At 72.2% G+C, this 12,203-nt stretch carries 12 protein-coding genes; 6 read left to right on the top strand and 6 right to left on the bottom strand.

Annotation, left to right across the window (positions count from 1 at the left end; genetic code table 11):
* Positions 1-6 precede the first annotated feature (6 nt).
* The 4 genes from ACF09C_RS04770 to ACF09C_RS04755 all read left to right on the top strand — a co-directional run bounded on the left by ACF09C_RS04770 (position 7) and on the right by ACF09C_RS04755 (position 3,006).
* Positions 7-801, top strand: coding sequence for an ABC transporter ATP-binding protein (locus ACF09C_RS04770; RefSeq protein WP_362421539.1), 795 nt, complete (start codon positions 7-9; stop codon positions 799-801).
* Positions 788-1,684, top strand: a complete 897-nt coding sequence (locus ACF09C_RS04765; protein ID WP_392088764.1) for an ABC transporter permease — start codon at positions 788-790, stop codon at positions 1,682-1,684. The genes ACF09C_RS04770 and ACF09C_RS04765 overlap by 14 nt, the downstream gene beginning before the upstream one ends.
* A gap of 8 nt (positions 1,685-1,692) precedes the next feature.
* Positions 1,693-2,427: a sirohydrochlorin chelatase gene (locus ACF09C_RS04760; RefSeq protein WP_392088762.1), complete on the top strand. Its 735-nt coding sequence runs from the start codon at positions 1,693-1,695 to the stop codon at positions 2,425-2,427.
* Between the two features lie 108 nt (positions 2,428-2,535).
* Positions 2,536-3,006 (top strand): flavodoxin family protein, encoded by a 471-nt coding sequence (locus ACF09C_RS04755; protein WP_392088760.1) that lies wholly within the window; start codon positions 2,536-2,538, stop codon positions 3,004-3,006.
* A 73-nt stretch (positions 3,007-3,079) separates the two neighbouring features.
* On the opposite strand, the gene ACF09C_RS04750 is transcribed toward ACF09C_RS04755, so the two are convergent.
* On the bottom strand, positions 3,080-4,219 hold the full coding sequence (locus tag ACF09C_RS04750) for a hypothetical protein (protein ID WP_392088759.1): 1,140 nt from the start codon (positions 4,217-4,219) through the stop codon (positions 3,080-3,082).
* A gap of 91 nt (positions 4,220-4,310) precedes the next feature.
* On the opposite strand from ACF09C_RS04750, the gene ACF09C_RS04745 reads away from it, so the two are divergent.
* Positions 4,311-4,868, top strand: a complete 558-nt coding sequence (locus ACF09C_RS04745) for a hypothetical protein (RefSeq protein ID WP_392088757.1) — start codon at positions 4,311-4,313, stop codon at positions 4,866-4,868.
* A gap of 16 nt (positions 4,869-4,884) precedes the next feature.
* Here the strand turns inward: ACF09C_RS04745 and ACF09C_RS04740 are convergent, their stop codons facing one another.
* The gene (locus tag ACF09C_RS04740; RefSeq protein WP_392088755.1) at positions 4,885-5,457 is read right to left on the bottom strand and encodes a TIGR03086 family metal-binding protein; all 573 of its coding nucleotides are present in this window, start codon (positions 5,455-5,457) and stop codon (positions 4,885-4,887) included.
* Positions 5,458-5,548: 91 nt separating this feature from the next.
* On the opposite strand from ACF09C_RS04740, the gene ACF09C_RS04735 reads away from it, so the two are divergent.
* A complete protein-coding gene (locus tag ACF09C_RS04735; RefSeq protein ID WP_392088753.1) occupies positions 5,549-6,403 on the top strand; it encodes an aldo/keto reductase in 855 nt (284 codons plus the stop codon).
* A gap of 4 nt (positions 6,404-6,407) precedes the next feature.
* On the opposite strand, the gene helR is transcribed toward ACF09C_RS04735, so the two are convergent.
* From helR to mgt, 4 genes are all read right to left on the bottom strand, one after another.
* Complete coding sequence (gene helR, locus ACF09C_RS04730; RefSeq protein ID WP_392090206.1) at positions 6,408-8,558, bottom strand: RNA polymerase recycling motor ATPase HelR; 2,151 nt, start codon at positions 8,556-8,558, stop codon at positions 6,408-6,410.
* 160 nt (positions 8,559-8,718) lie between these two features.
* Positions 8,719-9,273, bottom strand: coding sequence for a DUF1697 domain-containing protein (locus ACF09C_RS04725; RefSeq protein ID WP_392088751.1), 555 nt, complete (start codon positions 9,271-9,273; stop codon positions 8,719-8,721).
* Between the two features lie 263 nt (positions 9,274-9,536).
* Entirely contained in the window at positions 9,537-10,742 is a 1,206-nt protein-coding gene (locus ACF09C_RS04720) for a S8 family serine peptidase (protein ID WP_362421565.1), read from the bottom strand.
* Positions 10,743-10,965: 223 nt separating this feature from the next.
* The gene (mgt, locus tag ACF09C_RS04715) at positions 10,966-12,162 is read right to left on the bottom strand and encodes a macrolide-inactivating glycosyltransferase (RefSeq protein WP_392088749.1); all 1,197 of its coding nucleotides are present in this window, start codon (positions 12,160-12,162) and stop codon (positions 10,966-10,968) included.
* Positions 12,163-12,203: the final 41 nt, after the last annotated feature.

Raw genomic sequence — 12,203 nt, 5'->3', positions numbered from 1 at the left:
ACGACCATGGCAACGACCGCGACGCTCGCCAAGGCCGAGGACCGTGCGGCGGTGACGCACGCCGCCCGGCTCAGCCACGTCTCCAAGTCCTTCGGCGGGCCCGCAGGGGGGCAGCTCGTCCTCGACGACATCTCGCTCGATGTCGCCCCGGGCGAGTTCGTCACCCTGCTCGGCGCCTCCGGCTGTGGAAAGTCGACGCTGCTCAACCTGGTCGCCGGGCTCGACCGGCCCTCCGCCGGGTCCATCGAGACCCCCGGCGGCCGGCCCGCCCTGATGTTCCAGGAGCACGCCCTCTTCCCGTGGCTGACCGCGGGCAAGAACATCGAACTCGCCCTGCGGCTGCGCGGGGTGCCGAAGTCCGAGCGGCGCGCGGAGGCCGAGCGCCTGCTCGAACTGGTGCGGCTCTCGGACTCGTACCGCAAGCGGGTGCACGAGTTGTCCGGCGGCATGCGCCAGCGCGTCGCGCTGGCCCGTGCGCTCGCCCAGGACAGCGACCTGCTGCTGATGGACGAGCCCTTCGCGGCGCTCGACGCCATCACCCGGGACGTGCTGCACGACGAGCTGACCCGGATCTGGCGCGAGACGAAGCTCTCGGTGCTGTTCGTGACCCACAACGTGCGTGAGGCCGTGCGGCTGGCCGAGCGCGTGGTGCTGCTGTCGTCCCGGCCCGGCCGGATCGCCCGCGAGTGGACCATCGACATTCCGCAGCCGCGCCGTATCGAGGACGCCGCCGTGGCGGAACTGTCCATCGAGATCACCGAAGAACTGCGTGGGGAGATCCGCCGTCATGGCCAGCACTGAGACGACCACCACGAAGGCCGCCAAGGCCGACGACCTGGCCGGTCTGGAGGCCGGCCTCGACGCGCTCGACGCGGTGCAGGTGCGCCGGACGCCGGTGCGCGAGGTCCTGGTGAAGAAGGTCCTGCCGCCGGTCATCGCCGTGGTCCTCGTCCTCGCGGTCTGGCAGCTCCTCGTCAACCTCGAAGTCACCGACGAGTCGAAGCTGCCCGCGCCGCTCGCCGTCTGGGACAGCCTCAGGACCATGTGGCTGGAGGGCACGCTCCTCGACGTCCTCTGGACGAGCGTGTCGCGCGCCCTGCTCGGCTTCCTGATGGCGCTCGCCATCGGTACGCCGCTGGGCCTGCTGGTCGCCCGGGTGCGGTTCGTCCGCGCGGCGATCGGCCCGGTGCTCGCGGGCCTGCAGTCGCTGCCCTCGGTGGCCTGGGTGGCCCCCGCGGTGCTGTGGATCGGCCTCAACGACTCGATGATGTACGCGGTGATCCTGCTGGGCGCCGTCCCGTCGATCGCCAACGGCCTGGTGGCCGGCGTCGACCAGGTGCCGCCGCTGTTCCTGCGGGCCGGGCGGACGCTCGGCGCGACGGGCCTCAAGGGCGCCTGGCACATCGTGATGCCGGCCGCGCTGCCGGGCTATCTCGCGGGCCTGAAGCAGGGCTGGGCGTTCTCCTGGCGGTCCCTGATGGCGGCGGAGATCATCGCGTCCTCGCCGGATCTGGGCCTGGGGCTCGGCCAGTTGCTGGAGAACGGCCGGAACAACTTCGACATGCCGGGCATCTTCCTGGCGATCATCCTGATCCTGCTGGTGGGCGTCGCCATCGACCTGCTGATCTTCAGCCCGCTGGAGCGCGCGGTGCTGCGCGGCCGCGGTCTGCTGGTGAAGGGCTGATCCGCGCCATGTCGTCCGAGGTCCTTCTCGTCGTCGCCCACGGCAGCCGCGATCCGCGGCACGCCGCGACCGTGCACGCTCTCGTGCGGCGCGTGCGGTCGCTCCGTCCCGGCCTGCGGGTGGAGACGGCGTTCCTGGACTTCAACCTGCCGTCCGTGCCCGGCACCCTCGACCGTCTCGCGGCCGAGGGCGTACGGGACGTGGTGGCCCTGCCGCTCCTGCTGACCCGCGCCTTCCACGCGAAGGCGGACATCCCTGCGGTCCTCAGGCAGGCCCCGCCGAGCCTGCGGATCCACCAGGCGGAGGTCCTGGGCCCGTCCCCGCTGCTGATCGCGGCGCTGGAACACCGCCTGTACGAGGCGGGCCTGGCGCCCGACGACAAGCGCTCGACCGGGGTCGTTCTGGCCTCGGCGGGCTCCACAGACCCGGAGGCGATCGCAGCGATCGCAGAAACGGCGCGGGAGCTGCGGCGCACCGGTTGGTGCTCCGTGCGGCCTGCGTTCGCCTCCGCATCTCTCCCGAGGACCGAGGACGCGGTCCGGGCGATGCGCGCCGACGGCGTGCGCCGGGTGGCGGTGGCGCCTTATGTCATCGCCCCCGGTCGCCTTCCTGACCGCATCGCGGCGGGCGCGGCGGAGGCCGACGTCCTGGCGGATGTCCTCGGGCCCTCGGAGGAGCTGGCCCGTCTGCTGCTCCGGCGCCACGACGAGTGCCGTACGGCGGAGCGCGTGGCCGTCGCCTGACGAGTCGGCCGCACCCCGGCCCCTGTGACCCTCCTCACACCCGCGCGGGTGTCACGCCCGTCGTCCCTCCGGTGTCTTCATGACAGGAGCGAGGGAAGGATCGTGAGGATGAAGACCGTCATCGTGTGCGTCTCCGTTTCGCACGGCAATACGCGTCGCGTCGCCGACACCATGGCCGAGGTCCTGGGCGCGAAGGTCGTGTCGCCCGAGGAGGCCGACCCGGCGGAGCTGGCCGCGGCCGATCTGGTGGGCTTCGGCTCGGGTGTCTTCTACGGCAGGCTCCATGCGCACCTGACCGACTTCGTGAAGGCGCTTCCCGCCGGGCGGGGCCGGGCGTTCGTGTTCTCCACCAGCGGGCTCCCCGAGCCGCCTCCCGCTCCGTACGCCCGCCCCCTGATCCGGCTGCTCAAGGGCAGGGGCTTCACGGTGGAGGGACGCTTCTCGTGCCGGGCGTTCGACACCTGGGCTCTCTTCAAGCTCGTCGGCGGTGTCAACAAGCGGCGGCCGGACGGCGCGGACCTGGCCGCCGCACGGGCGTTCGCCGAGCGGCTTCGGGACGGGCGAGCGGCCGGGGCCTGAGAAGGCCGCGCCCACCGCAGCACCCACCTGCCGCGCCCCGGACCGCGTCACGCCTCCGCGCCCCCGGACCGCGTCACGCCTCCGCGCCGCTCTCCGTGTCGCGGTGTCCCGCCGCCCGTAGCGCGGCGGCCGCCGCGAGCCCGGCGACCGAACCCACCGTCAGGGCCGCCGGGACGCCGTTGCCGAGGGTGCCGGAGAGCTGGAGCAGGTCCCAGCGCATGCCCGTCCCGTTCGTCACCATCCCGAGGAGCTGGCTCGCGATCAGGCCGACGACCGTCGCGCAGACGGCGCCGAGCGCCATGGCCGGGAACGTGGCGCGGGTGAGCAGGCCGGGGAGGGCGCGCAGGGCCCACCACACCAGCACGAGCAGCAGCACGTCACCCGCCCGGTACAGGAGCCAGTCGCCGATCGACCCGCCGGACGGGCCCACCCAGCCGCCGAGCAGCAGCCACTGGCGCAACAGGTCGCCCGGTTCGGCGAGCGGCCCTCCGTCCGGCGAGATCATCTGGATCTGCGCGGCGACCGACTGGTAGGAGAGGACGATCAGGGACAGGGCCACGACGGCCGTCCCGACGCTGGCCGACAGGCGCGCGGCGCGCGCCGCGACCGGCCGGCGAGGCGCGGGTTCGGCTCCCTTGAGGGCGATCCGCGCGACGAGGACGGTCACGGCCGCCGCCACCAGCGCGGTCAGGACGAGGACCTGCCGCCCCGAGCCGATCACGCTCGCCAGGTGCGGCAGGAAACGGTAGCTGCCGCGTCCGTTCGCGGCGATCGACCACGGCGCGGAGACCGCCACCGCCAGCGTGCCGGCCACCACGCCCCAGGCCCACACACCGAGCAGGGTGGCCGGAGTCCGCCCCTGTACCGGCGGCAGTCTGCGGAGCAGCAGCAGCGCCCCGGGCAGGAAGAAGGCGAAGACCGCCGCGAACCGGATCTGCATCGCGGTGGTGTAGAGCGAGAGGTAGCGGCTGTTGTCGACCGAGGCGGTGTCCCCGATCCCGCCGGACACCTCGGCGCCGAGGCGGTACCCCTCCGGCGGGTCGTACGCCCAGGGGGCGAGCCAGCGTTCCAGCTCGGCGGCGGCCCGGCCGCCGATGGTGCTCGTGGTGCCCTCCAGGTGGAGCGCCTGCGTGCTGGCCCCCGCCCACCACAGCAGCGCGGTGAGCAGAAGGCCTCCCGCCAGTGCCGGTATCGCCGCTCTCCGGTATGTCATGTCCCGCCCCCGTCACTCGTCCGATCACAAGGAGGCTACGGCGTGTCGATCACGTACATGTCACGGCCTCCCCTCGCCTAAGCTCTTGATCATGACGGCGTATCAAGAAGCGGACGAGGAGACGGACTCGACGGCACGGCCTCGGCGGATACGGAGGCCCCTGCGCTGGGCGGTCGGCGCGCTCGTGCTCGCGGTCCTCGCCGGCGGTGGTCTCTGGGTGTTCCAGGACGAGCTGTTCAGCCCGTTCGGCGACGCCCGTGCCTGCGAGGGCACGCAGGCCGCGCTGCCCGAGGTGATCGCGCCGGGGGGCACGCCCCTCCCCGACGACGCTTCCGAGGTCCACTACGTCGTCCGGAAGGGCCGCGCCCAGGTCTCCTTCCTGAGCGGCCGGATCCCCGAGTACCTCGTGCGCTCGGGCATGCTCACCCCGGGCGAACCGCTCATCGACGAACGGAAGGACACGAAGTACGCGCTCGCCGACGGCGAGGCCGAGCTGCCCGGGGGCCTGTGCGGCTCCCCGCTGTACGGCCCCGTCTGGTTCTACGGCGACGGCGACGGCTCCGTCGGGGTCGAGGTCGAGCGCTCGCCGGTCTCCCGCGACCGCTTCCCCAGCCCGGCGCGCGCCGTCGTCACGTACACCGTCGGCTGACCCGGACGCCGCCCGCTCAGGCGCGCGGGTCGCGGCCGCTCGTGGCGAGGGCGCGCTCGAAGTCGGAGGCGTTCTCCGGCACGTCGACGGGGGCGGCGAAGCCCTCGTACTGACGGTAGACCTCGGCGTGCTCCTCGACGACCGCGAGGACGAACGTCCCCGTCGCTTCGGGGAGGGCGAAGGACTGCCCCGTCGAGCGGGCCAGGTCCCAGCCGTGCAGGGCGAGTTCCTTGACGATCAGCGAGGCGATCACCGGCGCGGGCATCGTGACGTAGCCGGTGTCGACGTCGCCGGCCCAGACGTCCGGCTTCTCCCAGGCGGCCAGCGCCCGGTCCAGCTGGGCCGCGTACCGCTCCGCCCAGTCGGCGTCGGCGGTGAAGTCCCGCTGGACGAGGGACTCGGGAAGCTGCTCGCGCAGCGCGCGACGCTCCAGGCCGTGGGAGGAGTAGAGGACGAGGTGGTTGACGAGTGCGCGCACCGTCCAGTCGGTGGCCACGGACGGCCGGGCGAGCTGGTCGCCGGTGACCGCCCGGGCGACCCGGACGGCCTCGGCCGCGCACACGGTGAGGTGGGTGTGGATGGCGTTCATGCGGTCGACGCTACGGAGCACCCGGCCGCCCGGTCTTGAAGAATCGCGACACCCCCGCCGTGCGCCGCGGGCCCTGGGGTAGCGTCCGACCATGATCCAGGACACCTTCCCGCTCGGCGGCGACCTTCCCGTACGGCGGCTCGGTTACGGCACCGCCCAGCTGACCGGCCCGGGCTACTGGGGCCCGCGCGGCGAACGGGCGGACGCCGTGGCCGTGCTGCGGCGGGCCGTGGAGCGCGGGGTCACCCTGATCGACACGGCCGACAACTACGGCCCGGACCTCGCCGAGGAACTGGTCGCCGAGGCCCTCCACCCCTACCGGGACGGCCTGGTGATCGCCGCCAAGGGCGGGGTCGTACGGACCGGTGACAGCGCCTGGCACGTCGACGGGCGGCCTGAGCGGCTGCGCTCGATGTGCGAGGCGAGCCTGCGCCGGCTGCGCACCGACCGGATCGACCTGTACCAGCTCCACCGGCTCGACCCGCGGGTCCCGATGGCCGAGCAGCTCGGCACCCTGGACGAGCTGCGCGCCGAGGGGAAGATCCGGTACGTCGGCCTGGACTCGGTCACCGCCGACCGGCTCACCGAGGCGCTGGACCTGACCTCCTCGATCGTGTCCGTGCAGAACCGCTTCAACCTGCTCGACCGGGAGTCGGCGGACGTGCTGGACCTGTGCGCCGCGCACGAGTTGGCGTTCCTGCCCTGGTTCCCGCTGGCCAACGGCGCCCTCACCGACGGGGCCGCGGACACCCTCGACAGCGTGGCCGAGCGGCACGGGGCGAGCCGGGGCCAGGTCGCCCTGGCCTGGCTGCTCCACCACTCCCCCGTCCTGCTGCCCACCCCCGGCACGGGCTCCCTCGCGCACCTGGAGGAGAACCTGCAGGCGGCGGAGGTGGCCCTGACCGCATCGGACGTCTCCCTCCTGGACGCCCTGACGGACTCCTAGGACCTCAGCTCTTCAGCACCACCAGCCGCTGGGTCGCCCGGGTCATCGCGACATAGCGGTCGACGGCGCCCTCGACGCCCTCGCCGAAGGCCTCCGGGTCGACGACCACGACCAGGTCGAACTCCAGGCCCTTCGACAGACTCGGTGTCAACGACCGTACGCGCGCGGTCTCCTCGAAGGTCGGGTCGCCGATGACGCAGGCGACGCCGTCGGCGTGGTCGGCCAGCCAGCCGTCGAGGACGGCGTCCCGGTCCGCGAGCGGGCCGCGGAGGACGGGGATGCCGTTGGAGCGGATGGAGGTCGGCACGTTGGCGTCCGGGATCGCGGCCCGGATGGCCGGCGCGGCCTCCGCCATGACCTCTTCCGGCGTGCGGTAGTTGATGGAGAGCGAGGCCACCTCGATCCGGTCGAGCCCGATCCGCTTGAGCCGTTCCTCCCACGACTCGGTGAAGCCGTCCCTGGCCTGGGCCCGGTCGCCGACGACGGTGAAGGACCGGGACGGGCAGCGGAGCAGCAGCATCTGCCACTCGGCGTCGGTCAGCTCCTGCGCCTCGTCGACGACGACGTGCGCGAACGGGCCGTCGAGCGGCCGGTGTTCCGTACCGGGCAGCGCGTCCTCGTCGATCAGGCTGTCCTGGAGGTCCCGTCCGCGCAGCATCGTCACGGCGCCCTCGCCGTCGGCGTCGGCGGCGACGACGTTCTCGATGACCCCGGCCATCCGCTCGCGTTCGGCGGCCACGGACGCCTCGTGCCGGCGCTTGCGCTGGGACGCCTTCGGGTCGCCGAGCCGCTGCCGGGCCGCGTCCAGGAGGGGCAGGTCGGAGACCGTCCAGGCCTGCGGGGCGTGCTTGCGCTGGAGCGTCCGCACCTCGTCGGGGCCGAGCCAGGGCGCGCACATCCGCAGGTAGGCGGGGACGGACCAGAGGTCGCCGACGAGGTCGGCGGCGTCGATCATCGGCCACGCGCGGTCGAGGGTCTCGACCAGCTCCTCGTCGTGGCGCAGCGACTGGCGGAACTGCTGCTCGGACGCGACGTCGCCGCTGTGCTTGTCCAGCAGGATCGTGACCAGCTCCTCCCAGATCTCCTCGCGGGCCTCGTTGTGCGGTGTGCTCGGCCCGGGCGCCCGGAACGCCTCGGCCCAGTCGTCGGCGGTCAGCCGGACCTCCGCCCACGGGGTGGTGACGGTCATGCCGTGGGTGGGCGGCTCCTCGTAGAAGCGGACGGCCTTCTCGATCGCCCGGACCATGTCGGCGGAGGACTTCAGGCGGGCCACGTCCGGGTCGGTCTCGGGCGCGGCGCCGGCTCCCTCGGGGAGCAGGTCGCGCAGGGTGCAGGTCCGTACGCCCTCCTCGCCGAGACTGGGCAGGACGTCCTCGACGTAGTTCAGGTAGGGCTGGTGGGGGCCGACGAAGAGCACACCGCCGCGCCGGTGGCCGAGGCGCGGGTCGGCGTAGAGCAGGTACGCGGAGCGGTGCAGGGCCACGACGGTCTTGCCGGTGCCGGGGCCGCCGTCGACGACGAGGGCGCCCCTGGAGCCGGCCCGGATGACGGCGTCCTGGTCGGACTGGATGGTGGCGAGCACGTCGCGCATCCGGGACGAGCGCTCCGCGCCCAGGCTGGCGACGAAGGCGGAGTGGTCGTCGAGCGCCGCGTGTCCCTCGCGGCCGTCGGCGGTGAACACCTCGTCCCAGTAGTCGGTGATCCGGCCCCGGGTCCAGCGGTACCTGCGGCGGCTGGCCAGACCCATGGGGTGGGCGTGGGTCGCCGCGAAGAACGGTTCGGCGGCCGGGGAGCGCCAGTCGAGGAGCAGCCGACGGCCGGTGCTGTCGGTGAGCCCGAGGCGGCCGATGTAGACGGGCTCGGGGCTGTCGGCGAGGACGACGTGCCCGAGGCACAGGTCAAGGCCGAACCGGCGCAGGGTCCGCAGGCGGGCGGTGAGACGGTGGATCTCCGTGTCGCGCTCCAGTGCCTCGCGGCCGGCGCCGCCGGGCGCCTTCCGCGCGATGTCGAGCTGCTCGGACAGCTCGGCGATCGTCCGGTCGAGGCAGTCCGCGACGGCCGCGAAGTGCTGCTCGTCGCCGGCGATCAGGGCCGGGTCGGCCTTGGAGGACAGTCGGTCGGAAAGGGCGAACGCGCTGGTGGTCAGGGGATTCATCTCCTCGGTGATGCCACGGATTCGGGCCAAGGCCTGAGATTGTGCGGCACCACCGGGGCCTTGCCGCAAGGCCCCCCATGCGCTATACCTTAGGAGTGGAAAGGAGTGGGTACACCTCCTGCCCCCCCTTCTGACTCTCCTCATGCGGACCCGCAGCGGCTCAGCCCCGGGTCATCTCCACCAGTTTCGCCACGGTGTTCCAGTTGCGCGTCGTCGCCACGATGCCCTTGACCAGGGCGGGCCGGGCGAGCGCCTCGGCAAGCTTGGACCGGCCCAGGCCGTCGGGCGCGTAGAGGTAGAGCACGCGGTCGCCGAGCCTGAACTCCTCGGGCAGGAAAGCCTGTTGGTCGACCGGGGCGAAGCGTTCGGGGCCGACCGGTGCGGAGAAGTACGTGACGTGGAGCTGCTTGCCCTCCAGCTCGGCGGCCGGGAAGGGGCAGCCCTCGACGACGGCCGCGAGATAGTCGGCGGACCGGACGAGACAGTCGACGCGGAAGCCGAAGCGCTGCTCGATCGCGTCCTCGATCGCGGAGGTCAGCTGCTCCTCCGCCGGCTCGTCCGCGTCGCTGGTGAAGACGGCGTTGCCGCTCTGCAGATACGTCCGGACATCACGGAGCCCGAGCCCCTCCAGTACGGAACGGAGGTCCGCCATCGGGACCTTGCGGTGTCCGCCCACGTTGATCCCGCGCAGCAGCACGGCGTACGTCGTCGTCATGGGCACACCATAGGGGGTGTCTCGTCGATCAGGCCGGATCAGGGAGCGGGGTCTGGTGCGTGCGATCGCAAGGCGGAGGAGGGAGTCGACGCGGAGCGTCGGCGAGTGACGACAACGCGGCGTGGGGGTCCCCCCTGCTCGAAGAGCTCGGGGGAGTGCGTGCCAGACCCCGCGAGCCCGGCATGATCGACGAGACACCCCCTGTGGCGGGCGCCGGGCCCCGGGGGGGGGGGCGCGGCGGCCGCCGGTTCAGCGGGGCTGGACTACTCGACGATCTTGAGCAGCTTGTTGGCGGTGCCCCCGGTCGGGTTGCTGATCTTGTCCGGGGTGGCCCCGGAGACCAGCGCCTCGGCCACCTGGTCCGGCGTGGCGTCCTGGTGCGCCGCGAGGTAGACGGCGGCGGCGCCGACCACGTGCGGGGTGGCCATGGAGGTGCCGGAGATGGTCTTGGTGCCCTCGTCGCTGTCGTTCCACGCCGAGGTGATCTCCGAGCCCGGGGCGTAGAGGTCCACCACGGAGCCGAAGTTGGAGAAGCTGGACTGCTGGTCGTCCTCGGTCGAGGAGGCGACGGTGATCGCCTCCTGGACGCGGGAGGGGGAGCCCTCGCCCGCGTCGGAGGACTCGTTGCCGGCGGCGACACCGAAGGTGACGCCCGAGGCGATGGCCTTCTGGACGGCCTCGTCGAGAGCCGGGTCGGCACCTCCGCCGAGGCTCATGTTGGCGACGGACGGGCCCTGGTGGTTCTTGGTGACCCAGTCGATGCCCGCGACGACCTGCTCGGTGGTGCCGGAGCCCTGGTCGTCGAGGACGCGGACGGCGACGATCTTCGCCTTCTTGGCGACGCCGTGCGCCGCGCCGGCGATGGTGCCGGCGACGTGGGTGCCGTGGCCGTTGCCGTCGGAGGCGTCGTCGTCGTTGTCGACGGCGTCGAAGCCGGAGGTGGCCCGGCCCTCGAAGTCCTTGTGCGTGGTGCGGACTCCGGTGTCGATGACGTAGGCGGTGACGCCCTCGCCGCCGTTGTCCGGGTAGGTGTACTTCTTGTCGCCCGCGGTCTCGGTCTGGTCGACCCGGTCGAGACCCCAGGACGGCGGGTTCTCCTGGGTCGCGTTGATGGTGAACTTCTTGTTCTGGACGACCTTGGCGACGGCCGGGTCGGCGGCGAGGCGCTTGGCCTCGGTCTCCGAAAGGCCGTTCACCGAGAAGCCGTTGACGGCGGAGTCGTAGCTGCGGCGCAGGGTGCCGCCGTACTCCTCCGCGAGCTCGCCCTTGTCGGCCTTCTCGTCCAGCAGAACGATGTAGCTGCCTGCGACAGCGCCCTCGACGCCGAGTCCGTGCACCGTTCCGAGGGCGGGCGTGGGGGCCGCGCCGGCGAACGGGCTCGTGAGGATGGTGGCTCCGGCCGCGGCAGCGATCGCGGTGGAGACGGCGACGATGAGCTTGGTCTTGCGGGCACGCTTGTGTATTGCCATGAAGAGGGGTCTCCTCGCCAGGATTTGTGGGGGGTTGAGCCTCCGAAAGGAAACCCTTCGGTGACTGCTCGAAAACCCTTGCCCATTGACGAGTGCAAATCAAGGCCTTCAGGCAGCTGTGACTTAAGCAACAAGCTTTCGTAACAATAAAGCCACGCATCCCTCCCAACTCCGGCACAACAAAAGGCCCCCGGGTACCCCCGGGGGCCATCTACGTGCGGAATCAAGGGAGTTCGGCCTCGATGAGGTCGGCCGCCCGGCGCGTACCACCCTCGGCCGCCATCCGCTCCTGGACCTCCTTGGCACGGACGGCCACTTCGGGATCGTCCACGAGCGCGAACACGGACGCCCGCAGCAACTCGGCCGTGACCTCCGCCATCTCCAGGCGCCGGGCCACCCCGAGGGACTGCAGCATGTCGGCGTTGCCGAACTGGTCGGTGGCGAGCGGGACCGCGACCATCGGGGTCGCGGTGGCGAGCCCCTCCTGGCTGCCACCCGCGCCGGCATGGGTGATGAAGGCGTCCGCCTGCTTCAGGATGGCCAACTGCGGTACCCAGGAGTCGACTTCGACATTGGCTGGAATCTCGCCCAGTTCGGCGGGGTCGACGAAGGCGCCGATCTGCAGCACGACGTGCCAGCCGGGCAGGTCCCCGAAGGCGGCCACGCACGTGCGGTAGAAGTCCGGCAGCTTGGTGAAGGCCGAGCCCATCGAGACGAGCAGCACCTTCTCGGCCCCCTCGGGACGGTGCCACTCCCCCTGGTCCGCGCGCTCGCCCTGGCAGGCGCCGACGAAGGTGAAGACGGAGCCGTCGACCCGGTCCGCGTTCGGCTGGAGGGCGCTCGGGATGAGCGCGAGGGCGCGGCGGGGGCGGGCGACGAGGCGGTCCGGGTGGGTGTCCACGCCGTGTTCGGCGAGCCAGTTCTCGAAGCGGGCGTAGTACGCCTTGCCCCGCTCGGAGGCCTTCAGTTCGGCGAACATGGGCTCGGCGACCTCCTGCTCGTACCCCTCCCAGGGGACGAAATTCGGCCAGAGCCCTACGACGGGGACACCCCAGCGCTGGGCGAGCACGGGCGCCGGGTAGGCGGTGATGTCGTGCAGGACGAGGTCGGGCCGGTCGGCCTCGAAGGCCTCGGCCAGCTGGGGCAGCGCCTGGATCCCGTCGGCGAGGAACGGCTCGATGTGGTCGATCAGTTCGGTGCCCCAGGCGTCCGGGTCGTCGTCGGTGGGGAGCGTGGAGGTGTAGACGACGGGCGTGGCGCCGGTCGCGGCGACCTTCTCCGCGAAGGCGGCGGGGATGGCGTAGCTGACACGGTGGCCCCGGTCGACGAGCTCGCGGATCACTTCGAGGCTCGGGTTCACGTGCCCGTGGGCGGCGATGGAGAACATGGCGATATGAGCGGGGCGTGGCGTGGTGGTCATGCGCACACATTAAGCGAGACGAGACGTCTCGTCCAGTCGAT

It is taken from the genome of Streptomyces sp. NPDC014870 (assembly GCF_043081505.1).
Classification (GTDB): domain Bacteria; phylum Actinomycetota; class Actinomycetes; order Streptomycetales; family Streptomycetaceae; genus Streptomyces.
This window is presented reverse-complemented; position numbering and strand designations above follow the sequence as displayed.